Origin of the sequence: Xylophilus sp. GOD-11R (genome assembly GCF_033546935.1) — a bacterium.
GTDB lineage: Bacteria > Pseudomonadota > Gammaproteobacteria > Burkholderiales > Burkholderiaceae_C > Xylophilus.
On the sequence record NZ_CP137854.1, the window covers coordinates 3,490,785 to 3,513,060 of the forward strand.

A 22,276-nucleotide genomic window follows, 5' to 3' on the forward strand; every position below is an offset into this window, starting at 1 on the left:
CTTCCCTCGCTGGCCACCGTGCAGTCCGCCATCCTGCTCATGGTGCTCTTCGGCGCCGTGCTGGTGCTGTCGCTCGGCGTGCGTTTCTGGCTGGCCTCACGCCAGATGTCCCACGTGGCGCGCCACCGCGATGTGGTGCCCGCGCCGTTTGCCGCCAGCATCACGCCCGAGGCGCATCGCAAGGCGGCCGACTACACCATCGCCAAGTCGCGGCTCGGATTGCTGGAGCTCGCGGTCGGCACCCTGGTGCTGCTGGGATGGACGCTCTTCGGCGGGCTCGACCTGCTCAACCGCACGGTCATGGCACTCACCGGTCCCGGCATGTGGCAGCAGATCGCGCTGGTGGCATGTTTCGCGCTGATCGGCGGCATCGTCGACCTGCCCTTTTCCGCCTGGCGCACTTTCGTGCTGGAACAGCGCTTCGGCTTCAACCGCACCACGCCCACACTATGGCTGGCCGACATTGCCAAGGCCACGCTGCTGGGCGCGCTGATCGGCCTGCCCATCCTGGCGCTGGTGCTGTGGCTGATGGCGGCGGCCGGCGGCCTGTGGTGGCTCTGGGCCTGGGGCGCGTGGATGGCGCTCAACCTGCTGCTGCTGGTGATCTACCCCACGCTCATCGCGCCGCTGTTCAACAAGTTCAAGCCGCTCGAGGACGAAACCCTGAAAACCCGCGCCACCGCGCTGATGCAGCGCTGCGGCTTCGCGGCCAAGGGCTTTTTCGTGATGGACGGCAGCCGCCGCAGCGCGCATGCCAACGCGTATTTCACCGGCTTCGGCGCCGCCAAGCGCGTGGTGTTCTACGACACCCTGCTGCAGCGCCTGTCGGCCGACGAGGTCGACGCGGTGCTGGCACACGAACTGGGCCATTTCAAGCACGGTCATATCCCGAAACGGCTGCTGACGATGGCGGTGATCGCCCTGCTCGGCTTCGCGCTGCTGGGCTGGCTCTCCGGCGCGCCCTGGTTCTACCTGGGCCTGGGCGTGACACCCGATCTGCTCGGCCCCAACGACGCCCTGGCGCTGCTGCTGTTCACGCTGGCCTTGCCGCCGTTCACCTTCTTCTTGACGCCGCTGTCGGCCGGCATGTCGCGGCGCGACGAGTTCCAGGCCGATGCCTTCGCGGTCGCCCAGACCGGCAACGCCGCCCTGCCGCAGGCGCTGCTCAAGCTCTACGAGGACAACGCCGCCACGCTGACGCCGGACCCCTGGTTCGTGCGTTTCTACTATTCGCATCCGCCGGCTTCCGAAAGGCTGGCCCGCATGACTGGAGCCTGAACATGGCCGACGCCGTCGATCTCAAACAGCAGGATTGGTCCACCGAGGCGCGCAAGGCGCTCGGTCCGGTCGAGGTGGTGTCGAAGCTCGCGCAGCTGCCGGGCTGGGCACTGACCGGCGACGGCCCCGACGTCGCGATCGAAAAGACCTACGCCTTCCGCGACTACTACCAGACGCTGGCCTTCGTGAACGCACTGGCGCTGATCGCCCATCGCCATGACCACCATCCCGATCTGGTGGTGCGTTACGGCAGCTGCACCGTGCGCTGGAACACGCACGACGTCAAAGGCCTGTCGGCCAGCGATTTCACTTGCGCCGCCGCGGCCGACGCGCTGCTCGCCACATGACCACCCGCCTGCAGCAGGCGGCCGATGTCGACGAAGGTCTGGTCGTCGCCGCTCATGGCCGCCATTGCGTGGTCGAAAGCCCCGACGGCGAACGCCGCATCTGCACGCCGCGCGGCAAGAAGAGCCAGGCGGTCGTCGGTGACCGTGTGCTGTGGCAGGCGCCCACGCCAGGCCAAGGCGACACCGGCACGGTCGAGAAGGTGGTGGAGCGACGCAACCTGTTCTATCGGCAGGACGAATTGCGCACCAAGTCCTTCGCGGCCAACCTCGACCAGATCCTGATGCTGGTGGCGGCCGAGCCGGAGTTCTCGGCCATGCAGCTCTCGCGCGCGCTGATCGCAGCCGAGGCCGCGCGCATCGTGGCCATCGTGGGCATCAACAAGAGCGACCTGGTCGAGCCCTTCGACAAGGCCTGGGAACGGCTGCTGCCCTACCGGCGCATGAAGTACGGTGTGCTGCCGCTGTCGCTGACCGCCTCGCCCGACGCCGATCACGAGGAACTGACCAAGCTGCTGCGCGGCAAGACCACCCTGGTCCTGGGCCCTTCCGGCGCCGGCAAGAGCACGCTGATCAACCTGATGGTGCCGGGCGCGTCGGCGCAGACGGGCGAGATCTCGCAGGCACTGAACTCCGGAAAGCACACCACCACCAGCACCAGCTTCTACTGGGTGCCGGATGCCGATGCGCCGCCCCGCAGCACCGGGCTGATCGATTCACCAGGTTTCCAGGAATTCGGGCTCTACCACCTGGAGCCGCCGCAGCTGGCCGCTTGCATGCCCGACATCGCGGCGCACGCGACGGAATGCCGTTTCTACAACTGCAGCCATCTGCACGAGCCCGGCTGCGGCGTGCGCGCCGCGTTGGAGCAGGGGGAGATCGACGCGCATCGGTACAAGATCTATACCGAGTTGCACGCAGAGTTGAGCGAGCCCAAAAGGTATTAGGCTCCCCCCAGGCTACGCACTTCGTGTCTTCGCCTTCCCCTCAAGGGGCGGCTTGCTGGCTCGGCTGAGCCTCGCCGCGTCGCCCCTCGGAATGCCCCCCACCGCGCCACGCCCCGCATGCCTCTGCCCTCCGCAAAAAAGTGCAGCTCGCTGGCTTGCGCAGCCTCGCTGCTTCGCCCCCGGAGACGCGGTCGCCGGGTGGGTGCAGGTATTGTCAGGCCAGGATTTCGCGCAGCGCGTCGACCAGAATGCCGCACTGCTCCGGGGTGCCGATGCTGATGCGCAGGTGCTGGTCGATGCGCGGCAGCGAGAAGTGGCGCACCAGCACGCCCTTGGCGCGCAGGGCGGTGGCGATGGCCTTGGCGTCGTGGCCGGGGTGGCGCACGAAGACGAAATTGGCTTGCGATGGCAGCACTTCGAAGCCCATGTCTTCGAGCTGCAGGGCGAGGCCTTCGCGGGTGTTCATCACGGCCTGGCGGGTCTGGTCGAAATACGCCTCGTCCTGCATCGCGGCGACGGCGCCGGCGATGGCCAGGCGGTCCAGCGGGTAGGAGTTGAAGCTGTTCTTCACCCGCTCCAGCGCCTCGATGACCGGCCGCTGCCCGCACGCGAAACCGACGCGCAGGCCGGCCAGTGAGCGCGACTTGGACAGCGTCTGCACCACCAGCAGGTTGGGATAACGCCCGACCAGCGACATCGCGCTCTCGCCACCGAAGTCCACATAGGCCTCGTCGACCAGCACCAGCCGCTGTGCGAACAGCTGCAGCAGGCGCTCGATGGTCGCCAGCGGCAGGCCCTCGCCGGTCGGCGCGTTGGGGCTGGCGATGACCACGCCGGCATTGGGCTGGCCTGCCGCGCGGGCGAATGCTTCCACGTCCACGCGCAGTTGGTCGTCCAGCGGCACGGTGTCGTACGGAATGCCGTACAGGCCGCAGTAGACCTTGTAGAAGCTGTAGGTGATGTCGGGAAACAGCAGCGGTGCGCCAGACTGCTGGAAGAACGCGAAGAAGGCATGGGCCAGTACTTCATCGGAGCCGTTGCCGACGAACACCTCGTCCAGTGCCAGGCCATGTCGGGCAGCGATGACGCGGCGCAGCGCGCTGGCGTCCGGGTCGGGATAGAGCTGCAGGCCGTCGGTCGCCGCGGCGCGAATCGCCTGCACCGCCGCCGGCGACGGCGGATAGGGGTTCTCGTTGGTGTTGAGCTTGGTCAGCCGCTCGATCTTGGGCTGCTCGCCCGGCACATAGGGAACGAGACCGGCGACGACCGGGCTCCACCACGGAGGTGGTTGTTGCAACACGTTGGAACTCCTGAAAATCGCATGACGCGCCCGCCTCGGGGCGCGCGAAAAAAATGGGAGACGATCAGCCGAGCAGGCGCGCGAAGCTCAGCAGCGCCAGCAGGCCGACCCAGACGACGACCGAGCGCCACACCAGGCCCACGACCTGCGCGAGATGCGAATTCTCCGGCGGACGGCCCGGCGTGCTGGGACTGTCCACGCCCTCGTTCACATCGGGGGCTCCTAGGTCCGCAAAGCCGCTGTCGCCCATCGCACGCAAAGCGCTGCCGCCCAGCCGCACGTCGACGGCGCCGGCGGTCGCCGCCAGGATCACGCCGTCGTTGTCGTTGGGGAAACGCTGCGCGTGGTAGCGCCAGCCTTCGATCGCTTCCTCGAAATTGCCGACGACTGCGAAGCTCAGGGCAGTCATGCGCGCAGGCAGCCAGTCGATCACGGTCCAGGCGAGCGAGGCTGCACGTTGCAGCGAAGGGCTCGGCAGATGGGCACTGGCCCGGTTGGTCCGCGCACTCCAGTAACGGGACGCGAATTCGGTGAGACGGTAGAGCACGGCCCCTGCCGGGCCGAGCCCGCAGGCGGCCAGGATGCAGTAGCAGGCCAGCACCCCGAACACATGGCGGTGCGCGGCCAGCACCGAATACTCGATGACATGTCGCACCACCTCGCTGCGCGGGAGTTCGCTCGCATCGACCTGTTGCCAGCGCGCGAGCAGTTCGCGCGCGCGCACCTCGTCGCCGTCGAGCAGCGCGTCGCGGATGTTGGTGAAGTGGTGGCTGAACTGGCGAAACCCCAGGGTGAGGTACAGCACCGCCACATTCCACAGCAGCCCGAACGGCCAGCCCAGGCCCCAGACCAGCAGCGCATGGACGCCGAAAACGAACAGGGTCGGCACCAGCACCGCCACGGTCCACGCAACCCAGCCGTGGTGCGGCCGGCCAGCGTCGAAATTGCGGCTCGCCGACAGGGCCCAGGCCCGCAGGCCGCCTCGGATGGGATTGGTGCTCGACAAAGGTCGCGCCTGCTCCAGCAACAGCGCGACCAGGATGGCAAAGAAACTCATCCGCCGATCATATCGGCGGCCGGCGCCGCCTCAGGCATCCGTCACCAGGAGGCGATACAGATTGCGGATCATCCCCGCCGTTGCGCCCCACACGAAATGTTCCTTGCCGGTCGCCGGATCGGTCCACGGCATGGACAGCCAGGCACGGCGACCGTCGGGCATCGCGCGTGAATGGTGGCGGTGGTGGGCGGGATTCATCAGAAATGCCAACGGCACTTCGAACACATCGGCCACCTCGAAATCGTGGGGCAGCAGCTTGAAATCCGGCGCGACCAGGGCGACCACCGGGGTCACGATATAGCCCGAAACGGTGCCGTAGGTTGGCAACAGGCCCATCACCTCGACGAACTCGGCCTGCAAGCCCACTTCCTCGAACGCCTCGCGCAAGGCGGTGCCGACGGGGCCGTCGTCACCCGGATCGGTGCGGCCTCCGGGGAACGCCACCTGTCCCGAATGGCTGGACAAATGGGCGGTGCGCTCGGTGAGCAGCACGGTCGGGCCGTTGGCGCGCTGGACGATGCCAATCAGCACCGCCGCATCGCGCGGCGTACGGGCGGCGTCGACCGGATCGCGGACGATGTCCGGCGTCCAGCGCGGTTGGCTGGCCAGTCGTTGGCGCAGGAATGCGGGCGCGAACCGGTCTACGGCAACGGGCGGGAGATGGCTGTCCACCGCGTCGACCGGAATCTTTCGGGGGTCGAAACCCGGCAGGCTGGGCAGCGGAATCTGGGCCTCGGGGTCGTTGGGTGGCGGCAGCATGGCGGACAGGATGGTCGAAAAACGAAAAAGCCGCTGCGCGTGAGCGACAGCGGCTTTTCGGGCGACCGGCCGAGGCCGGTCCGGACGGCGAGCGATTAAACCGCTGCAGCCGCTGCCACCTTCACACGCGAAGGCAGCTTTTCCTTGATACGAGCCGACTTGCCGCTACGGTCACGCAGGTAGTACAGCTTGGCGCGACGGACATCGCCGCGACGCTTGACTTCGATGCCGGCGATCAGCGGGCTGTAGGTCTGGAAAGTGCGCTCGACGCCTTCGCCGCTGGACATCTTGCGAACGGTGAAGCCGCTGTTGAGGCCACGGTTGCGCTTGGCGATGACCACGCCTTCGAATGCCTGCACGCGCTTGCGGGTGCCTTCGACGACGTTGACGCTGACGATCACGGTGTCGCCAGGGGCGAACGACGGGATGGTCTTGCCCAGGCGGGCGATTTCTTCCTGCTCGAGGATTTCGATGAGATTGGCCATGATTTGAAGTTCCAACCCGATCGTGCCCGCGCTGCACTAAAGGCGCTCGAATTGCCGTGGCCGGTGAGGGTCAGGCCATGAACGCGGCCGGGCAGAGGATCGGATAACCGCGGATTATAGCCCGGAAGCCGGGCCGGAAGTCTTGGGCAGCAGCAGATCGGGCCGCAGCGCTGTGGTGATCGCCATACGCTGCTCCCGGCGCCAGCGGTCGATGCGGGCATGGTCGCCCGACATCAGCGCCGCCGGCACCGGCTGGTCGCGCCAGGTTTCCGGGCGGGTGTAGTGCGGGCAGTCGAGCAGGCCGTCGAGTGCCGGGTTGAAGCTGTCCTGCTGGTGGCTGCCTTCATCGTTGAGCACGCCCGGCTGCAGGCGGGCCACCGCGTCGAGCAGGGCCATGGCGGGAATCTCGCCGCCGGAGAGTACGAAGTCGCCGATACTGATCTGGCGGTCGACGAACGCGTCGATGAAGCGCTGGTCGATGCCTTCGTAGCGACCGCAGATGAGGATGCCGCCCTCGCCGCCCGCCCAGGCTTCGACGGCCGCATGGTCGAGCCGCGCACCCTGCGGCGAAAAGAGCACCACCGGCGCCGCATCGACGCGATCGGCGCGGATGGCCTCCAGGCAGCGCGCCATGGGCTCGGCCATCATCACCATGCCGGGGCCTCCGCCGAAGGGGCGGTCGTCCACGCGCCGGTAATTGCCTTCGGCATAGTCACGGGGGTTCCACAGGCGAACCGTCACCGGGCCTTCGTAGGCACGGCGTGTCACGCCACTGGAGAGAAACGGCGCGAACAGCTCCGGAAACAGCGTGACGACGTCGAAGCGCATGACCCGCAGCGCCTAGTAGTCGGCCTGCCAGTCGACGGTGATGACCCGGCCGGGCAGATCGACCTTGTCGACGTAGGCCGAGACGAAGGGAATCATGCGTTCCTGCGGCTTGCCGTCGGCTTCGAAATCGAGAACCAGCACCGTCTGCGGGCCGGTCGACATGAGCTCGCGCACCACGCCCATGGCCTCGCCCTCGCGGTTGACCACCGCCAGGCCGATCAGGTCGACCCAGTAGTACTCGTCTTCGGCGGTCGACGGAAAGCTGGACCGTGCGACGAAGACCTTGGCCCCTTTCAGGGCCTCGGCGGCGTTGCGGTCCGGCACGTCCTGGGCGGTGGCTACGATGGAATCGGAATGGTCCTTGGACTGCACGATGGCCAGTCGGAACACCTTGCCAGCCATCGGCCCCGCCGTGGTCGGCGACTGGATGAACCAGCGCTTGGAGGAGAACAGGGCTTCCGGGGTGGCGCTGTACGGCAGCACGCGGAACCAGCCCTTGATGCCCCAGGCATCGGCGATGCGCCCCACTTCGACGGCGTCGGCGGGCAGTTCGGCAGCTTCGAGTCCGGGGAGCATGGATTAAACGAGGGCTGGAAAAAGAAAAAGCCCCGCGGAGGTGAATCCGCGGGGCCTCGAGTCGAGACTCAGGCTGCGACCGGAGCGGCGGCCAGGGCCTTTTGCGACGTGCGCAGCAGGCGTTCGACGGTCGGCGAGACTTGCGCGCCAACGCCGACCCAGTAGCTCACGCGGTCTTGTGCGACACGCAGGCTTTCTTCGGCACCACGGGCGCTGGGGTTGTAGAAACCCACGCGCTCGATGAACCGACCATCGCGACGCACGCGCTTGTCGGAAACGACGATGTTGAAGAACGGACGGCCCTTGGAGCCGCCGCGGGAGAGTCGAATGACGACCATGATTTATCCTTGGGTGGTTGACCGGGCCCGTCGCGAGATTCGCTACAGATTCAGGACCGGTCAGTTTCTTGCGGCGTTGAGACACGCGACATGGCCACCCGGCCAGCGACACGCTGCAAAGCCGGCGATTATAGCTTTCTTTATTCGATGCACACCATACGTTCCGCACGCGACACCGATCTGGCCGCGATCACGGCCATCTACGGGCACTACGTGCTTAACAGCACTGCCAGTTTCGAGACCGAGGCGCCGACCGTCGCCGACATGACCGCCCGCCGCGCCGAAGTGCTGTCGCGCGGCCTGCCCTACCTGGTGCTGGAAGACGCCGCCGGCGGCGTGGCCGGCTACGCCTACTGCAACTGGTTCAAGCCGCGGCCGGCCTACCGTTTTTCGGCCGAGAACTCGATCTACCTGGCGCCCACGGCCGTGGGCGGCGGACGCGGGCGCGCCCTGCTCGATGCGCTCTGCACCGCGGCGACCGAAGCCGGCGTGCGGCAGATGATCGCGGTCATCGGAGGCTCCGACAACCACGCCTCGATCCGGCTGCACCGCGCGGCGGGTTTCGGCGACGCCGGTTTCTTCAAGGCCAGTGGCTGGAAGTTCGGGCGCTGGCTCGACGTGGTGCTGATGCAGAAGGCGCTTGGCGCCGGCGATGGCAGCGCGCCCGAATGAAGCAGCTCAAGAACAAGACGCTCGCGACCTGGCTCGCGTTTGTCGGCGGCCCGTTCGGCCTGCATCGCTTCTACCTCGGCGGGGCGGCCGACACCCTCGGCTGGATGCTGCCGATACCCACCGCTCTCGGTCTGTACGGACTGCGTCGCGCGCAGGAATTCGGGCTGGACGACATGTGGAGCTGGATCCTGATTCCGCTGTTCGGATGCGTCTTCGCGGGCTGTTCGCTCACGGCCATCGTCTACGGTCTGACACTGCAACCCAGGTGGAACGCCCGCCACAACCCGCAGGCCGCACCCGACAGCGCGGCGGGCGGCACCAACTGGCTGACCATCCTGGCGGTGGGCAGTGCCCTGCTGGTGGGCACCGGCGTGCTGATGGCCGCCCTCGCCTACGGATTCGAGCACTACTTCACCTACGCGCTCGACCACATCGACGCCCAGTCCCGCTGACCGCCGCGCCCTGGGGACACGGCAGGTCCGGACCCATCAGAACAGCCAGGTGCTGATCGCGTAGGCGATCGCCGCGACGATGGCGGCCGCCGGAATCGTCAGCACCCAGGCCCAAACGATGTTGCCCGCCACGCCCCAGCGCACCGCACTGGCCCGCTGCGTGGAACCCACCCCGACGATGGCGCCGGTGATGGTGTGGGTGGTCGACACCGGAATGCCCAGCAGCGTCGCCAGGAACAGCGTGATCGCCCCGCCCGTCTCGGCACAGAAGCCGCCCACCGGCTTGAGCTTGGTGATCTTCTGCCCCATGGTCTTCACGATGCGCCAGCCGCCGAACATGGTGCCGAGCGCGATCGCGGTGTAGCAGCTGACGATGGTCCAGGTCGGCGGGCTGGCATCGCTGGCAGCCGCGTGGCCGGTGGCGATCAGCAGCATCCAGATGATGCCGATGGTCTTCTGCGCATCGTTGCCGCCGTGGCCCAGGCTGTACGCCCCGGCGGACACCAGCTGCAGCCGGCGGAACCACCGATCGACCCGCGACGGCGTGGAGCGCCGGAAGATCCACGCCACTGCCACCATCATCAGCGAGCCGAGCAGAAAGCCCAGCAGCGGCGACACGAAGATGAACAACACCGTGCGCCAGATGCCCGCGAACACCAGCGCGCCAGCGCCGGCCTTGGCCATCACCGCGCCGACGATGCCGCCGATCAGCGCATGCGACGAGCTGCTCGGGATGCCGTACAGCCAGGTGATCACGTTCCAGGTGATCGCCCCCACCAGCGCCCCGAACACCACGTGGATGTCCACCACGCCCGGCTCCGCAATGCCCTTGCCGACGGTCGCAGCCACGCTCAGGTGGAACACACCGATCGCGACCAGATTGAAGAAGGCGGCGAACGCCACCGCCTGCGCCGGCTTGAGCACGCCGGTCGACACCACCGTCGCGATCGAATTCGCCGCGTCGTGAAAGCCGTTCATGAAGTCGAACACCAGGGCCAGGACCACCAGCAGTACGACCGCCCACAGCGCTACCTGCACCGTTGCCATGCGCGCTCCCGCCGGCTCAGGAGTTCTCGAGGACGATGCCCTCGATCAGGTTGGCGACGTCCTCGCACTTGTCGGTGATGCTCTCGAGCAGCTCGTAGATCGCCTTGAGCTTGATCAGCTCGCGCACGTCCGGCTCCTCGCGAAACAGCTTGCTCATGGCCGAGCGCATGACGTGGTCGGCATCGGACTCCAGGCGGTCGATTTCCTCGCAGGTCTTGAGCGCTGCCTCGGCGGTGCCGGGGTCGGCGATCTTGTCGAGCAGCTGCACGGCTTCCTGCAGCCGTTCGCAGCACTTCACGCTCAGACCGGTGAGGCGCGTGATTTCCTCGGTCATGGTGCGCACGTCGTAGAGCGCCATCGTCTCGGCCGAGTCCTGGAACAGGTCGGCGACGTCGTCCATGGTGTTGATCAGCGAATGGATCTGCTCGCGGTCGATCGGGGTGATGAAGGTCTTGTGGATCGCGCGGTTCACGTCGTGGGTGACACGATCGGCGGCCCGTTCGGCCTCGTCGACTTCGCGAGCGTATTTATCGCGCAGGGCCACGTCGTTGTAGCTGGCGACCATCCGTGAAAAGGCATGCGCGGCATCGACCGTCTTCTGCGCATGCAAATTGAACATCTCGAAAAAGTTGCCTTCACGCGGCAACAGCTTGCCAAACAACATTGGCGACTCCCTGCAATTGGACGCGGACGGAAGGTCCGGGCGAAAGGCGCGAGTGTAGCTGCGGCCAACGAATCGTCACAAAACCGTCATGCAACGGTTGGCAGGCCCCTGCAACTGCGGGAAACGCCTACTCGCCGAGGTAGGCTGCTCGCACCTTCGGATCGCTCAGCATCGCCCGGGCCTCGCCCTGCATGGTGACCAGGCCGGACTCCATGACGTAGGCACGGTCGGCGATCTGCAGCGCGCGGCTGGCGTTCTGCTCCACCAGCAGGATGGTGGTGCCCTGGGCCGCGACCTCCTGGATTACCTCGAAGATCTTGTCGACCATGATTGGCGACAGCCCCATCGAAGGCTCGTCGAGCAGCAGCAGCCGCGGCCGGCTCATGAGCGCGCGGCCCATCGCCAGCATCTGCTGCTCGCCGCCGCTCATGGTGCCGGCGAGCTGGGCGCGCCGCTCCTTCAGACGCGGAAAGGTCGCGAAGACACGGTCGATGTCGGCGGCGATGCCGGCCTTGTCGGTGCGCACGTAGGCGCCCATCTGCAGGTTCTCGACGATGGTCATACGCGCGAACACGCCGCGCCCTTCCGGCACCATGGCCAGGCCCTCGCGCACCAGGTCCCAGGCGCCCTTGCCGCCCAGGCTGTGGCCGCGGTAGCGCACCTCGCCGCCGGAGACGGGCAGCATGCCGGTGATCGCCTTCATGGTCGTCGTCTTGCCGGCACCGTTCGATCCGATGAGGGACACCAGCTCGCCCTCGTTCACCACGAAGTCCACCCCTTTCACCGCCTGGATACCGCCGTAGGCGACCCGCAGGCCACGGACTTCCAGCAGGGTTTGTGTCTTGCTCTGGTCTTGCATCTCAGTGGGTTCCCGCGCCGAGGTAGGCCTCGATCACTTTTTCGTTGCGCTGCACCTCGGCGGGCGTGCCTTCGGCGATCTGGCGACCGTAGTCGAGCACCGTGACCCGGTCGCACAGGCCCATCACCAGCTTCACGTCATGCTCGATCAGCAGCACGGTGCGGCCGTCGGTGCGGATGCGGTCGATCAGGGCGCGCAGCTGCACCTTCTCGGTCCCGTTCATGCCGGCGGCCGGCTCGTCGAGCGCGATCAACTGGGGCTCGGTGGCCAATGCCCGGGCGATCTCCAGGCGGCGCTGGTCGCCGTACGACAGCGTGCGCGCCCGCACGTCGGCGAAGCGGGCGATGCCCACGTACTGCAGCAGCTCGCGCGCCCTCTCCCGGATAGCCGCCTCTTCCGCCTTGAAGCCCGGCGTGCGCAGCATCGCGCCCCACAGCCCGGAGCGGCTGCGGATATGGCGGCCGACCATCACGTTCTCCAGCGCGGTCATGTCCGCGAACAGGCGGATGTTCTGGAAGGTACGCGCGATACCGGCCCTCGCCACCTCGTGCACCGCACTCGGCCGATAGGGCTGGCCGTTCAGCGCGAAGCTGCCGCTGTCGGGCGTGTACAGGCCGGTGATCACGTTGAAGAAGGTCGTCTTACCCGCGCCATTGGGCCCGATGAGACCGTAGACCTGGCCGCGGCGGATGCGCATGCCGACATCGGCCAGCGCCTGCAGGCCGCCGAAACGCTTGCCGATGCCTTGCACGTCGAGCACCACGTCGTCTCGCGTCGGCGTGCCGCTCATACCTTTTCCTCCAGCACGCGGCCGTGGTCGGGCGCAGGCCACAGGCCGCGCGGGCGCAGCAGCATCACCACGATCATCGCCAGCGCGATCAGCAGCTGCCGCAGGATGGAAGCGTCGAGCCGGCCGTCGGTCATCTGCTGCAAGGGCCCGGCCACGTAGCGCAACACTTCCGGCAGCGACGACAGCAGCACCGCGCCGAGCACCACGCCCGGAATGTGGCCGATGCCGCCGAGCACCACCATCGCGACGATCATCACCGACTCCATCAGGCTGAAGGACTCAGGCGACACGAAACCCTGGAAGGCGCCGAACATGGCGCCCGACACACCGCCGAAGCTCGCTCCCATGGCGAAGGCCAGCAGCTTGAGGTTGCGGGTGTTCAGGCCCATGGCCTTGGCGGCGATCTCGTCCTCGCGGATCGCCATCCAGGCGCGGCCGATGCGCGAATCCTGCAGGCGTGAGCAGATCACGATGCTGACAATGACCAGCGCCAGGAACAGGTAGTAGTAGAGCGTGACCGCCGGGATGTCGTAGTCGTCGGTCACCGACAGCCGCTTGCCCAGGTCGAGGCCGAAGAACTTCACCGAGTCGATCTGCCCGATGCCCTTGGGACCGTTGGTAAGGTTCACCGGCCGGTCCAGGTTGTTCATGAAGATCCGCACGATCTCGCCGAAACCGAGCGTGACGATGGCCAGGTAGTCGCCGCGCAGCTTGAGCGTGGGCGCGCCCAGCAAGGCTCCGGCCAGCGCCGCGACCAGCGCCGCCAGCGGAATCACCAGCCACAGCGAAAGGTGCACGCCATCGGGAAACGCCGCGCCGATGGCCGCGAAGTTCTCGCTGAGATGCGGCGACGCCAGCAGCGCGAACAGATAGGCGCCGACCGCGTAGAAGGCGACATAGCCCAGGTCGAGCAGGCCGGCATAGCCCACCACGATGTTCAGGCCCAGGGCCAGCATCACGTAGAGCAAGGCCAGGTCTGCGATGCGGACCCAGGCATTGCCAAAATACTGCAGGCCGTGCGGCAGGGCCAGCAACAGCAGCGCCGCGACCAGCCAGGCGGCGATGCGTGCGGCGCGCGGCGCGCCGGGTACGAAGGGGTTGTTCATGGTGAGCGTTCCCTCAGGCGCGGTCGGCGACACGTTCACCGAGCAGGCCCGAGGGCCGTAGCGTCAGGATCACGATCAGCACGACGAAGGCGAAGATGTCGGCATAGTTGCTGCCCAGCACGCCACCGGTCAGCGCGCCGATGTAGCCCGACCCGATCGACTCGATCAACCCCAGCAGGATGCCGCCCAGCACCGCGCCGCCCAGGTTGCCGATGCCGCCGAACACCGCCGCGGTGAAGGCCTTGAGACCGGGCAAAAAGCCCATGGTGTGTTGCGCAGTGCCGTAGTTGGCCGCGTACATCACGCCGGCGATGGCGGCGAGCACCGCGCCGATCACGAAAGTGGCGGAAATCACGAGATCGGGCTTCACGCCCATCAGCGCGGCGACGCGCGGATTCTCGGCGGTGGCGCGCATCGCGCGGCCCAGACGGGTGAAATGCACCAGCCACATCAGCACCGCCAGCGAGATGGCCGTCAGCGCCAGGATCACCACCTGCGTCGGCGTGATGACCGCCCCGCCCAGGGCGAAAGGCTGGCTCGGCAGCAGCGTCGGATAGACCTTGACGTTGGGCTTCCACACGATCATGGCCAGCGTCTGCAGCAGCAGCGACACGCCGATGGCGGTGATCAGCGTGGCCAGCTTGGGCGCGTTGCGCAACGGTCGGTAGGCGATCTTCTCGATCACGAAATTGAGTGCCGCCGCCACGACGCAGGCGATCAGCACCGATAGCAGCAGCACCAGCCAGCCGGGTGCCCAGGGCATGGCCTCCTGCATGAGACCGATCATGCTCCAGCTGGTCAGCGCGCCGACCATCAGCACCTCGCCATGGGCGAAGTTGATCAGGTTGATGATGCCGTACACCATGGTGTAGCCCAGGGCGACCAGGGCATAGACGCTGCCGAGCACCAGTCCGTTGATGACCTGCTGGAGCAGGATGTCCATAAAACCGGTTCCTTATGTTTTCGAAAGGGGACAGGGATCACACCCGGGAGGCTAAGCAATAAGCCCGCCACCCGGGCTGTCAGGCGTCGGGCGCGGCCTGCGCGTTGCGAGCGCGCAGCTCCTGGAGCTTCTCGCCGATCCTCAACTCCAGGCCACGCGGCACCGGCTGGTAGAAACCCGGCTCGGCCATGCCGTCGGGCAGATAACGTTCGCCGGCCGCGAAGCCGTCGGCCTCGTCATGGGCGTAGCGGTAGCCCTTGCCGTAATCGAGCTCCTTCATCAGCTTGGTCGGCGCATTGCGCAGATGCATCGGCACGGGCCGCGTGCCGTCCTTCTTGATCCAGGCCTTGGCCGCGTTGTAGGCGGCATAGACCGCGTTCGACTTGGGCGCCATCGCCAGGTAGATCACGCACTGGGCCAACGCGAGTTCGCCCTCGGGCGTGCCCAGGCGCTCGTAGACCTCGGCGGCATCGAGCGCCAGCCGTAGCGCGCGCGGGTCGGCCAAGCCGATGTCCTCGCTGGCCATGCGAACCAGCCGACGTGCCATGTAGCGCGGATCGGCGCCGCCGTCGAGCATGCGCATGAACCAGTAGAGCGAGGCGTCCGGATCGGAGCCGCGAACCGACTTGTGCAGCGCGCTGATGGTGTCGTAGAACTGCTCGCCGCCCTTGTCGTAGCGCCGCATGCGCTCGCCGAGCACGCGCAGCAGCCAGGCGTCGTCGATCGTCGTGCGCTTCTCGCTCTGCGCGGCCACGGCGAGGGTTTCGAGCGTGTTGAGCAGCCGACGGGCATCGCCGTCGGCATAGGCGACGAGGCGGTCTTCGGCGCTCGACTCGATCGCCGGCACGGCCTGGATGGCCTGCGCACGCGCGACGATCTGCCGCAAGTCGTCTTCTGTCAGCGGCTGCAGCACATAGACGGCAGCGCGCGACAACAGCGCCGAGTTGACCTCGAACGACGGGTTCTCGGTGGTGGCACCGATGAAGGTGAACAGGCCCGATTCGACGTGCGGCAAAAACGCGTCCTGCTGGCTCTTGTTGAACCGGTGCACTTCGTCGACGAAGACGATGGTGCTCTGCGCCATCAGGCCGTCGCGTGCGACCTGTGCGCGCTCCACCGCTTCACGGATGTCCTTGACGCCGCCAAGCACGGCGCTGATGGAAATGAATTGGGCATCGAACGCGTCGGCCATCAGTCGCGCGATGGTCGTCTTGCCGACGCCTGGCGGGCCCCAGAGGATGCAGGAATGCGGACGCCCGGATTCGAAGGCGATGCGCAGCGGAAGCCCCTCGCCGAGCAGGTGCTGCTGGCCGATCACTTCGGACAGTGTGCGGGGACGGAGCCGCTCGGCCAGCGGTTGATTGATGTTTTGCACGGTAGGAGAAACGGGTGGCACGGCGGGGGAAAGTTTTGCCATCCGGTGTTTATAACGTGACGCGCAGCAGCGCCGACGGGAACGTATCCGAACGTGTCGACGTCCTTTTGCAGCGTATTTGTGCCTTAGTTTGAATTAGGTTCAAACTTAAATCATTTTTTTACACAATCATTATCGAGAAACATAATCACGACCAACATTTTTCGATTGATGCCAGGAATACGATGGGCTCGTGCCATGATCGCGCCCCGCCGCCGCAAGGCAGCGAATCGCACATTCCCATCGGTAATCCATGGCCACATTCATTCTCGTTCACGGCGCCTGGCGTGGCGCCTGGAGTTATTCAGAAACCCACGCCGTTCTAAAATCTGCGGGCCACGCCGTATTTACTCCTACGATGAGCGGGCTCGGAGAACGCTTTCATGCGAAGCGCACACATATCACCCTGGAGACTCACATACTCGACATTTGCGAGGTGATCGACCGCGAGAAACTGAACGACGTCATCCTCTGCGGCCATTGCTACGGCGGAATGGTGATTACCGGTGTAGAAGACCGCATGCCGCAAAGGATCAGGTCGCTCGTCTATATCGACGCATTCGTACCGGCGCATTGGCAGTCGGTCAGCAGCATCCTGCACCTGCATGCCAACGCGCAGCCACACAGCCCATTTACACAGCTAGTGCGAAAAACCGCTGTGGCTACCGAGAGCGGCCTCGTACCGCCCATGCCTGCTGCCGGATGCCATGCATCAGCTGAATACCGCGACTGGATCGACGATCGATGCGTGCCACAGTCGGTCGCCACGTTTGAAATGCCGATCATCCTGTCAGGACGATCGCAATTACGACCGAAGGCATATTTTCTAGCCGAAAACTGGCCAGACAATCCCTTCAAGATCTTCGCCGAAAAATTCGAACGTCAATCGGATTGGAAGGTGAAGCGTTTTCCGTGCGGTCACGACATCATGGTGGAAATGCCCCACCAACTTGCCCACGAACTGTGTCAGTTCGCCGAGGCGGGCCCACTCACATCGAACGATCTGGCCGACCCGCCCGGCTAGATTTACTGGCGAACGACGCTCACGCCCGCAGGCGGATTAAAAACAAAGGCATTCGCACCAACCCCTGCATTGGTGTCGATATTGCGGAACGTCAGAACCGAGCGCTGACCGAAACTGTCGAGGATGTCCAGAGCAGCGAGTTGCTCCCCCTTGAGGCCGACGCGCACCGACTGCAGTTGGTGGTCCTTGGTACGCGGCGTCGCTAGCACCCACTGAAGACCGTCGCGTTCGGGTTCGGACACCAGTTCGAAATCCTTCTGCAATGCCTTGATGTCGGCACTAGACGCCACCAGCGCGGCGGGCGTCGAGCCGAGCGCCTGCGCCTGATCGCGCGCGGTCACTTGCTGCAGATCCACGTCGTAGAGCCACAGCGTCTTGCCATCGGCGACCAGCGTCTGCGCGAAGGGCTTGCTGTAGACGAATCGGAATCGACCCGGGCGCTGGAACTCGAAGGTGCCCTCCGATTTCTTCACCCGCGCGGTCTCCCCCTCGCGGGCCGGTGCGGTGACCACCTGGGTGAACTCGGCACGGCCGGTACGCGCCGACCGCATGAAGCTCTCCAGGCTCGACAGCCCATCGGCCCAGGCAGAGGCCGTGGCCAGCAGCAAGGCGAGAACGGTGGCATCACGGCGAATGGAGCGGCTGTAGTTGGCGGTCATCGAAGAGGAGAAAGTCATGGTCGGGCGATGGTGCCGGACGCGGATGAAGGTGCGGCGAAGTGTTTGTAACAGCCCGCCGCGGGCCCGGTGTCAGTCGTCGCCCGTGCGGGTCGGCACGAGGATGTCGCGCTGGCCTGCGCCGTTCATCGAACTCACGAGGCCTGCTTTTTCCATGTCTTCCACCAGCCGCGCGGCGCGGTTGTAGCCGATCTTCAGGTGACGCTGCACCAGTGAAATGCTGGCCTTGCGATTCTTGAGCACGACCTCCACCGCCTGGTCGTACATCGGATCCTTCTCGCCGCCCGCCTCGCCTTCTGCGCCCGGATAGTCGGTACTGTCGCCATCGACCGTGCCGCCTTCCAACACGCCTTCGATGTAGTTCGGTTCGCCCTGCTCCTTGAGGTATTTCACGACCCGGTGCACTTCCTCGTCGCTCACGAAGGCGCCATGCACCCGGATCGGCAGGCCGGTTCCGCTGGCCATGTAGAGCATGTCGCCCATGCCCAGCAGGGCTTCGGCGCCCATCTGGTCGAGGATGGTGCGGCTGTCGATCTTGGACCCGACCGAGAAGGCGATCCGCGTCGGGATGTTGGCCTTGATCAGGCCGGTGATGACGTCCACGCTGGGTCGCTGCGTGGCCAGCACCAAATGGATGCCGGCCGCGCGCGCCTTCTGGGCGAGTCGGGCGATGAGCTCTTCGATCTTCTTGCCGACCACCATCATCAGGTCGGCCAGTTCGTCGATCACCACCACGATGTGGGGCAGGCGATCCAGCGGCTCGGGGCTGTCGGGCGTGAGGCTGAACGGGTTGTAGATGAACTCCTCGCGCGACTTGGCCTCGTCGATCTTCACGTTGTAGCCGGCCAGGTTGCGCACGCCGAGCTTGCTCATCAGCTTGTAGCGGCGCTCCATTTCCGCCACGCACCAGTTCAGGCCGTGGGCTGCCTGCTTCATGTCGGTCACCACCGGCGCGAGCAGATGCGGAATGCCTTCGTAGACCGACATTTCCAGCATCTTCGGGTCGATCATGAGCAGTCGCACGTCGCGTGCGTCGGCCTTGTAGAGCAGACTCAGGATCATCGCGTTGATACCCACCGATTTGCCGGAGCCGGTGGTACCGGCCACCAGCACGTGCGGCATCTTGGCCAGGTCGGCCACCACCGGATTGCCGATGATGTCCTTGCCCAGCGCGATGGTGAGCATGGACCGCGCGTCGTGGTAGACCTGCGAACCCAGGATCTCCGACAGGCGGATCGTCTGTCGCTTGGCGTTCGGCAGTTCGAGCGCCATGAAGTTTTTGCCAGGGATCGTCTCGACCACGCGGATCGACACCAGCGAAAGCGAACGCGCCAGGTCCTTGGCAAGGTTCACCACCTGCGAGCCCTTCACGCCGGTGGCGGGCTCGATCTCGTAGCGGGTGATGACCGGCCCGGGCGACGCGGCGATCACATGCACCTGCACGCCAAAGTCCTTGAGCTTCTTCTCGATCATGCGGCTGGTCATTTCCAGCGTTTCCGGCGCCACGGTTTCCTGACGTTGCTGCGCGGCGTCAAGCAGGTCGATCTGCGGCAGGTTGCTGTCGGGCATCTCGGTGAAGAGCGGCTTCTGGCGCTCCTTGGCGACCCGCTCGCTGAGCTTGGGCTCCATCGCCATCACCGGCTCGTGCAGCACCGGGGGCGTGCGGACGGGGTGGTGATCGATCTCCGCGCGTTCTTCGATCACGACCTCTTCGCGCTCGCGTGCGGCCCGCTTGCCGGCTTCCTTGTCCTCGGCGATCTCGCGTTGCTCACGCCGCGTCTGCACCAGCGTGTAGAGACGTGCGCCGAGGCGCTCGGCCAGGACGCCCCAGGAGAACCGGAAAACCAGCGAGGTGCCCACGACCACCATCACGATGCCGAGCAGCCCCGAACCGGCAAAACCCAGCCAGCGCATCGCCGCCGGCCCGGTGACGAAACCCAGCACGCCACCGGCGTGGCGTCCGGGCAGCAGGCCTTCGAAGCGGTAGAGGCGTGTCCATTCGAGCGCGGTGCTGGCGCTCAGCAGCAGCACGAGGCCGATCCAGAAGACGGCCGGATGCTTGATCCACGACCCGCCGGCGGCCGATGTTTCCCCGCCGCGCATCCAGCGCGCCAGCGAGGCCAGCCAGGCACGCACCGCCGCGGCGAAGCACCACCACACCGAGAAGCCGAGCAGGAAATAGCTTGCATCGGCCAGGATCGCGCCGAGACGCCCCCCCCAGTTGGCCGGCGCGACGGCGCCTGGAGCACCGGTCGTGGACCAGGCGGGATCGTTTGCCGAATAACTGACCATCGCGATCAGCCAGAAGACCATCGCGATCAGGCCGGCCAGCAGGGCCAGCTCGTGTGCGAAACCGCCGGTGGCACCGCGTTCGGCCGGCTTGGCCTTGCCGCCGCGGGCATTCAATGTGTCGAGGGAATATGTCATAGGTGAGCGTGGACGAGCTTACCGCAAGCTCCCGGACGAATCGATGCCGCGCTCCCCTTCCGGCTGGGCTTGTACGTCGTCGAGCCGGCCCTCGTGGATACGCATGGACCCGTCCTCCAGGACCGTGAAGAAACCACGCTCCTCCAGGTCCTTCATGACGCGGCTGACCATTTCCCGCGATGCGCCGACCATCTTCGCCATGTCCTGGCGCGACACCTTTTCGGCCACCATGCCGTCGCCGTCGGCCGCCGGCGCAGCACCGTCGATCAGCACCCGGGCGACGCGGCCGTAGACATCCATCAGGGCCAGGGACTCGATGGTGCGATCGGCGTTGCGAAGGCGCCGGGTCAGCCCCAGCAACACCGCGTGCCCCACGGAGCCCTCGGGTGGCAGGCAATGCAGGAAAGCGTCGCGGTCGAGCATCAGGGTGTCGGTAGCCGTTTCGGCCCTAACGGTGGCCGAATGGGGCTCACCGTCGATCAGGCTCATCTCGCCCACCGGATCACCGGCACGCAGGCTGGCGAAGATGACCTCGCGCCCGCGCGCATCCGCGATGACGACCCGCGCGCGGCCGGACACCAGCACGAACAGTGCTTCCGATCGCTGCCCCCGCGTGACGAGTGCCTCGCCCCGGCGAAAACTCCGTTTCGACACGGAGTTGGAAATGAACCGCGCCTGCTCCGGCGTCAGCAGGCTGAAGAGCGGCACGCGGCGCAGCAAATCCAGTTCGGAGACCATGACCATGTGCGCACCCTTCCAGAGTTAGATCGATTCTTACAATCGGGCCCATTGAAATCCGGTGCCGGACGGGCATTTTCGAGCCGTCATACTTAGCGTTGCGCTCCGCCCCAACCCGGCGTCGAGCAAAACCCGGCACATCAGAAACACCGATTATGTCCATCGTCCAGCACGCCAAAGTTCTCATTCTCGGCTCCGGCCCCGCCGGCTACACCGCCGCGGTCTATGCGGCCCGCGCCAACTTGGAGCCTTTGCTCATCACCGGCATGGCCCAGGGCGGCCAACTCATGACCACGACCGAGGTCGACAACTGGCCCGCCGACGTGAATGGTGTGCAGGGGCCGGAGCTGATGCAGCGCTTCCAGGAGCATGCGGAACGCTTCAAGACCAAGATCGTGTTCGACCACATCAACAAGGTCGACCTGAGCAACCGCCCGTTCAAGCTGACCGGTGACGGCGGCGATTACACCTGCGACACGCTCATCATTTGTACCGGCGCGTCGGCCAAGTACCTGGGCCTGCCGTCCGAGCAGGCGTTCATGGGCCGTGGCGTGTCGGGCTGCGCCACCTGCGACGGCTTCTTCTATCGCGACCAGGACGTGTGCGTGGTCGGCGGCGGCAATACCGCCGTGGAAGAAGCGCTCTACCTGAGCGGCATCGCCCGGAAGGTCTACCTGGTGCACCGTCGCGACAAGTTCCGCGCCGAGCCGATCATGCTCGACAAGGTGGCCGAGAAGGTTGCCGCGGGCAAGATCGAACTCAAGGTGCACAGCGTGCTCGACGAGGTGCTGGGAGACCAGAGCGGCGTGACCGGCGTCCGCCTGAAGCACCTGGTCAGCGGCACCGCCGAGGACCTGGCATTGCAAGGCTGCTTCATCGCGATCGGCCACCATCCCAACACCGAACTGTTCCAGGGCCAGATGGACATGAAGGACGGCTACATCCTCACCCGGTCCGGGCTGCAGGCCTTCGCCACCATGACGAGCGTGCCCGGCGTCTTCGCAGCCGGTGACGTGCAGGATCACGTCTATCGCCAGGCGATCACCAGCGCCGGAACAGGTTGCATGGCCGCGCTCGACGCGCAGCGCTTCCTGGAACAGGAAAGCCTGGTTTAACGCCACTCTTGTGGCGACGCCGCCAAGCGGCATATAATCGGCGGCTTTGCTGAGTCAAGCAGGCCGCTCAACGCGGTCAGTCTTTCCGGTAAAACGGGTTACCGCCACCCATTCCTGGCGAGGTGAGGTCGATGCCTTTGCCGCAATTTCGCGGCGAAGTCAGCGGCCGGTTAGATATCGGAGTGACCACCATGGCACGCGTATGTGACGTAACGGGCAAAGGCCCGATGACGGGGAACAATGTTTCCCACGCCAACAACAAAACCAAGCGCCGGTTCCTTCCGAACCTGCAATACCGTCGTTTCTGGGTCGAAACTGAAAACCGCTGGGTTCGCCTGCGTGTTTCCGGCGCTGCCCTGCGCCTGATCGACAAGAACGGCATCGACTCCGTGCTCGCAGACCTGCGCGCCCGCGGTCAAGCCTAATCCCGGAGGAT

24 protein-coding genes and 1 pseudogene are annotated in these 22,276 nt (G+C 66.0%); 8 read left to right on the top strand and 17 right to left on the bottom strand.

Annotated elements, in window-relative coordinates:
- The first annotated feature begins 39 nt into the window (after nt 1-39).
- The 3 genes from R9X41_RS16150 to rsgA are packed head-to-tail and all read left to right on the top strand — an operon-like array spanning nt 40 to nt 2,569.
- Entirely contained in the window at nt 40-1,278 is a 1,239-nt protein-coding gene (locus R9X41_RS16150; RefSeq protein WP_318635258.1) for a M48 family metallopeptidase, read from the top strand.
- A gap of 2 nt (nt 1,279-1,280) precedes the next feature.
- A complete protein-coding gene (locus R9X41_RS16155; RefSeq protein ID WP_318631461.1) occupies nt 1,281-1,625 on the top strand; it encodes a 4a-hydroxytetrahydrobiopterin dehydratase in 345 nt (114 codons plus the stop codon).
- Entirely contained in the window at nt 1,622-2,569 is a 948-nt protein-coding gene (gene rsgA, locus R9X41_RS16160) for a ribosome small subunit-dependent GTPase A (protein WP_318631462.1), read from the top strand. Before R9X41_RS16155 ends, rsgA begins: the two co-directional genes overlap by 4 nt.
- A 214-nt stretch (nt 2,570-2,783) precedes the next feature.
- Here rsgA and hisC read toward each other — a convergent pair whose 3' ends face one another.
- From hisC to rpsP, 7 genes and pseudogenes are all read right to left on the bottom strand, one after another.
- Entirely contained in the window at nt 2,784-3,869 is a 1,086-nt protein-coding gene (gene hisC / locus R9X41_RS16165) for a histidinol-phosphate transaminase (protein WP_318631463.1), read from the bottom strand.
- Nucleotides 3,870-3,933: 64 nt separating this feature from the next.
- Entirely contained in the window at nt 3,934-4,926 is a 993-nt protein-coding gene (locus tag R9X41_RS16170) for a CobD/CbiB family protein (RefSeq protein ID WP_318631464.1), read from the bottom strand.
- Nucleotides 4,927-4,956: 30 nt separating this feature from the next.
- Complete coding sequence (locus R9X41_RS16175; RefSeq protein ID WP_318631465.1) at nt 4,957-5,685, bottom strand: CoA pyrophosphatase; 729 nt, start codon at nt 5,683-5,685, stop codon at nt 4,957-4,959.
- Nucleotides 5,686-5,780: 95 nt separating this feature from the next.
- Nucleotides 5,781-6,170, bottom strand: a complete 390-nt coding sequence (gene rplS / locus R9X41_RS16180; RefSeq protein ID WP_318631466.1) for a 50S ribosomal protein L19 — start codon at nt 6,168-6,170, stop codon at nt 5,781-5,783.
- A 150-nt stretch (nt 6,171-6,320) separates the two neighbouring features.
- Nucleotides 6,321-6,998 (bottom strand): annotated as a pseudogene (gene trmD / locus R9X41_RS16185) (tRNA (guanosine(37)-N1)-methyltransferase TrmD); the annotation flags it as partial.
- A 12-nt stretch (nt 6,999-7,010) separates the two neighbouring features.
- On the bottom strand, nt 7,011-7,574 hold the full coding sequence (rimM, locus tag R9X41_RS16190) for a ribosome maturation factor RimM (protein WP_318631467.1): 564 nt from the start codon (nt 7,572-7,574) through the stop codon (nt 7,011-7,013).
- A 68-nt stretch (nt 7,575-7,642) separates the two neighbouring features.
- Nucleotides 7,643-7,912 carry a 30S ribosomal protein S16 gene (rpsP, locus tag R9X41_RS16195; RefSeq protein WP_318631468.1) on the bottom strand — a complete coding sequence of 90 codons (270 nt, stop codon included), beginning with the start codon at nt 7,910-7,912 and terminating at the stop codon, nt 7,643-7,645.
- A gap of 147 nt (nt 7,913-8,059) precedes the next feature.
- On the opposite strand from rpsP, the gene R9X41_RS16200 reads away from it, so the two are divergent.
- Nucleotides 8,060-8,584, top strand: a complete 525-nt coding sequence (locus R9X41_RS16200) for a GNAT family N-acetyltransferase (RefSeq protein ID WP_318631469.1) — start codon at nt 8,060-8,062, stop codon at nt 8,582-8,584.
- Entirely contained in the window at nt 8,581-9,036 is a 456-nt protein-coding gene (locus R9X41_RS16205) for an NINE protein (protein WP_318631470.1), read from the top strand. The genes R9X41_RS16200 and R9X41_RS16205 overlap by 4 nt, the downstream gene beginning before the upstream one ends.
- Before the next feature lie 36 nt (nt 9,037-9,072).
- Here the strand turns inward: R9X41_RS16205 and R9X41_RS16210 are convergent, their stop codons facing one another.
- From R9X41_RS16210 to R9X41_RS16240, 7 genes are all read right to left on the bottom strand, one after another.
- A complete protein-coding gene (locus R9X41_RS16210; protein ID WP_318631471.1) occupies nt 9,073-10,083 on the bottom strand; it encodes an inorganic phosphate transporter in 1,011 nt (336 codons plus the stop codon).
- A 16-nt stretch (nt 10,084-10,099) separates the two neighbouring features.
- A complete protein-coding gene (locus R9X41_RS16215; RefSeq protein WP_318631472.1) occupies nt 10,100-10,747 on the bottom strand; it encodes a DUF47 domain-containing protein in 648 nt (215 codons plus the stop codon).
- 127 nt (nt 10,748-10,874) lie between these two features.
- Nucleotides 10,875-11,606 (bottom strand): ABC transporter ATP-binding protein, encoded by a 732-nt coding sequence (locus R9X41_RS16220; protein ID WP_318631473.1) that lies wholly within the window; start codon nt 11,604-11,606, stop codon nt 10,875-10,877.
- 1 nt (nt 11,607) lies between these two features.
- Nucleotides 11,608-12,396 carry an ABC transporter ATP-binding protein gene (locus R9X41_RS16225; protein WP_318631474.1) on the bottom strand — a complete coding sequence of 263 codons (789 nt, stop codon included), beginning with the start codon at nt 12,394-12,396 and terminating at the stop codon, nt 11,608-11,610.
- Nucleotides 12,393-13,502 (bottom strand): ABC transporter permease subunit, encoded by a 1,110-nt coding sequence (locus tag R9X41_RS16230; RefSeq protein ID WP_318631475.1) that lies wholly within the window; start codon nt 13,500-13,502, stop codon nt 12,393-12,395. Before R9X41_RS16230 ends, R9X41_RS16225 begins: the two co-directional genes overlap by 4 nt.
- Nucleotides 13,503-13,515: 13 nt before the next feature.
- Nucleotides 13,516-14,445 (bottom strand): branched-chain amino acid ABC transporter permease, encoded by a 930-nt coding sequence (locus tag R9X41_RS16235; protein ID WP_318631476.1) that lies wholly within the window; start codon nt 14,443-14,445, stop codon nt 13,516-13,518.
- Between the two features lie 79 nt (nt 14,446-14,524).
- Nucleotides 14,525-15,862 carry a replication-associated recombination protein A gene (locus tag R9X41_RS16240; protein ID WP_412556617.1) on the bottom strand — a complete coding sequence of 446 codons (1,338 nt, stop codon included), beginning with the start codon at nt 15,860-15,862 and terminating at the stop codon, nt 14,525-14,527.
- 250 nt (nt 15,863-16,112) lie between these two features.
- Here R9X41_RS16240 and R9X41_RS16245 point away from each other — a divergent pair, with 250 nt between their 5' ends.
- Nucleotides 16,113-16,883 carry an alpha/beta fold hydrolase gene (locus R9X41_RS16245; RefSeq protein ID WP_318631478.1) on the top strand — a complete coding sequence of 257 codons (771 nt, stop codon included), beginning with the start codon at nt 16,113-16,115 and terminating at the stop codon, nt 16,881-16,883.
- Between the two features lie 2 nt (nt 16,884-16,885).
- Here R9X41_RS16245 and lolA read toward each other — a convergent pair whose 3' ends face one another.
- From lolA to R9X41_RS16260, 3 genes are all read right to left on the bottom strand, one after another.
- The gene (gene lolA / locus R9X41_RS16250; RefSeq protein WP_318631479.1) at nt 16,886-17,542 is read right to left on the bottom strand and encodes an outer membrane lipoprotein periplasmic chaperone LolA; all 657 of its coding nucleotides are present in this window, start codon (nt 17,540-17,542) and stop codon (nt 16,886-16,888) included.
- Between the two features lie 90 nt (nt 17,543-17,632).
- Complete coding sequence (locus tag R9X41_RS16255; protein ID WP_318631480.1) at nt 17,633-19,987, bottom strand: DNA translocase FtsK; 2,355 nt, start codon at nt 19,985-19,987, stop codon at nt 17,633-17,635.
- Between the two features lie 18 nt (nt 19,988-20,005).
- Nucleotides 20,006-20,731 (bottom strand): Crp/Fnr family transcriptional regulator, encoded by a 726-nt coding sequence (locus R9X41_RS16260; RefSeq protein WP_318631481.1) that lies wholly within the window; start codon nt 20,729-20,731, stop codon nt 20,006-20,008.
- Between the two features lie 149 nt (nt 20,732-20,880).
- On the opposite strand from R9X41_RS16260, the gene trxB reads away from it, so the two are divergent.
- Together trxB and rpmB are read left to right on the top strand one after the other, a co-directional pair.
- Entirely contained in the window at nt 20,881-21,840 is a 960-nt protein-coding gene (gene trxB / locus R9X41_RS16265) for a thioredoxin-disulfide reductase (protein ID WP_318631482.1), read from the top strand.
- 191 nt (nt 21,841-22,031) lie between these two features.
- Nucleotides 22,032-22,265, top strand: coding sequence for a 50S ribosomal protein L28 (rpmB, locus tag R9X41_RS16270; protein WP_318635259.1), 234 nt, complete (start codon nt 22,032-22,034; stop codon nt 22,263-22,265).
- Nucleotides 22,266-22,276: the final 11 nt, after the last annotated feature.

What these genes read in the sequence shown, in the direction of transcription:
- R9X41_RS16235 (WP_318631476.1), bottom strand. Translation starts at nt 14,445, where the DNA reads ATGGACATCCTGCTCCAGCAGGTCATCAACGGACTGGTGCTCGGCAGC.
- lolA (WP_318631479.1), bottom strand. Translation starts at nt 17,542, where the DNA reads ATGACCGCCAACTACAGCCGCTCCATTCGCCGTGATGCCACCGTTCTC.
- R9X41_RS16170 (WP_318631464.1), bottom strand. Translation starts at nt 4,926, where the DNA reads ATGAGTTTCTTTGCCATCCTGGTCGCGCTGTTGCTGGAGCAGGCGCGA.
- R9X41_RS16150 (WP_318635258.1), top strand. Translation starts at nt 40, where the DNA reads ATGGTGCTCTTCGGCGCCGTGCTGGTGCTGTCGCTCGGCGTGCGTTTC.
- rsgA (WP_318631462.1), top strand. Translation starts at nt 1,622, where the DNA reads ATGACCACCCGCCTGCAGCAGGCGGCCGATGTCGACGAAGGTCTGGTC.
- rplS (WP_318631466.1), bottom strand. Translation starts at nt 6,170, where the DNA reads ATGGCCAATCTCATCGAAATCCTCGAGCAGGAAGAAATCGCCCGCCTG.
- R9X41_RS16260 (WP_318631481.1), bottom strand. Translation starts at nt 20,731, where the DNA reads ATGGTCATGGTCTCCGAACTGGATTTGCTGCGCCGCGTGCCGCTCTTC.
- R9X41_RS16255 (WP_318631480.1), bottom strand. Translation starts at nt 19,987, where the DNA reads ATGACATATTCCCTCGACACATTGAATGCCCGCGGCGGCAAGGCCAAG.
- R9X41_RS16220 (WP_318631473.1), bottom strand. Translation starts at nt 11,606, where the DNA reads ATGCAAGACCAGAGCAAGACACAAACCCTGCTGGAAGTCCGTGGCCTG.
- R9X41_RS16225 (WP_318631474.1), bottom strand. Translation starts at nt 12,396, where the DNA reads ATGAGCGGCACGCCGACGCGAGACGACGTGGTGCTCGACGTGCAAGGC.
- R9X41_RS16210 (WP_318631471.1), bottom strand. Translation starts at nt 10,083, where the DNA reads ATGGCAACGGTGCAGGTAGCGCTGTGGGCGGTCGTACTGCTGGTGGTC.
- R9X41_RS16245 (WP_318631478.1), top strand. Translation starts at nt 16,113, where the DNA reads ATGGCCACATTCATTCTCGTTCACGGCGCCTGGCGTGGCGCCTGGAGT.
- R9X41_RS16205 (WP_318631470.1), top strand. Translation starts at nt 8,581, where the DNA reads ATGAAGCAGCTCAAGAACAAGACGCTCGCGACCTGGCTCGCGTTTGTC.
- rpsP (WP_318631468.1), bottom strand. Translation starts at nt 7,912, where the DNA reads ATGGTCGTCATTCGACTCTCCCGCGGCGGCTCCAAGGGCCGTCCGTTC.
- trxB (WP_318631482.1), top strand. Translation starts at nt 20,881, where the DNA reads ATGTCCATCGTCCAGCACGCCAAAGTTCTCATTCTCGGCTCCGGCCCC.
- rpmB (WP_318635259.1), top strand. Translation starts at nt 22,032, where the DNA reads ATGGCACGCGTATGTGACGTAACGGGCAAAGGCCCGATGACGGGGAAC.
- R9X41_RS16200 (WP_318631469.1), top strand. Translation starts at nt 8,060, where the DNA reads ATGCACACCATACGTTCCGCACGCGACACCGATCTGGCCGCGATCACG.
- R9X41_RS16155 (WP_318631461.1), top strand. Translation starts at nt 1,281, where the DNA reads ATGGCCGACGCCGTCGATCTCAAACAGCAGGATTGGTCCACCGAGGCG.
- R9X41_RS16215 (WP_318631472.1), bottom strand. Translation starts at nt 10,747, where the DNA reads ATGTTGTTTGGCAAGCTGTTGCCGCGTGAAGGCAACTTTTTCGAGATG.
- R9X41_RS16230 (WP_318631475.1), bottom strand. Translation starts at nt 13,502, where the DNA reads ATGAACAACCCCTTCGTACCCGGCGCGCCGCGCGCCGCACGCATCGCC.
- R9X41_RS16240 (WP_412556617.1), bottom strand. Translation starts at nt 15,862, where the DNA reads ATGGCAAAACTTTCCCCCGCCGTGCCACCCGTTTCTCCTACCGTGCAA.
- R9X41_RS16175 (WP_318631465.1), bottom strand. Translation starts at nt 5,685, where the DNA reads ATGCTGCCGCCACCCAACGACCCCGAGGCCCAGATTCCGCTGCCCAGC.
- rimM (WP_318631467.1), bottom strand. Translation starts at nt 7,574, where the DNA reads ATGCTCCCCGGACTCGAAGCTGCCGAACTGCCCGCCGACGCCGTCGAA.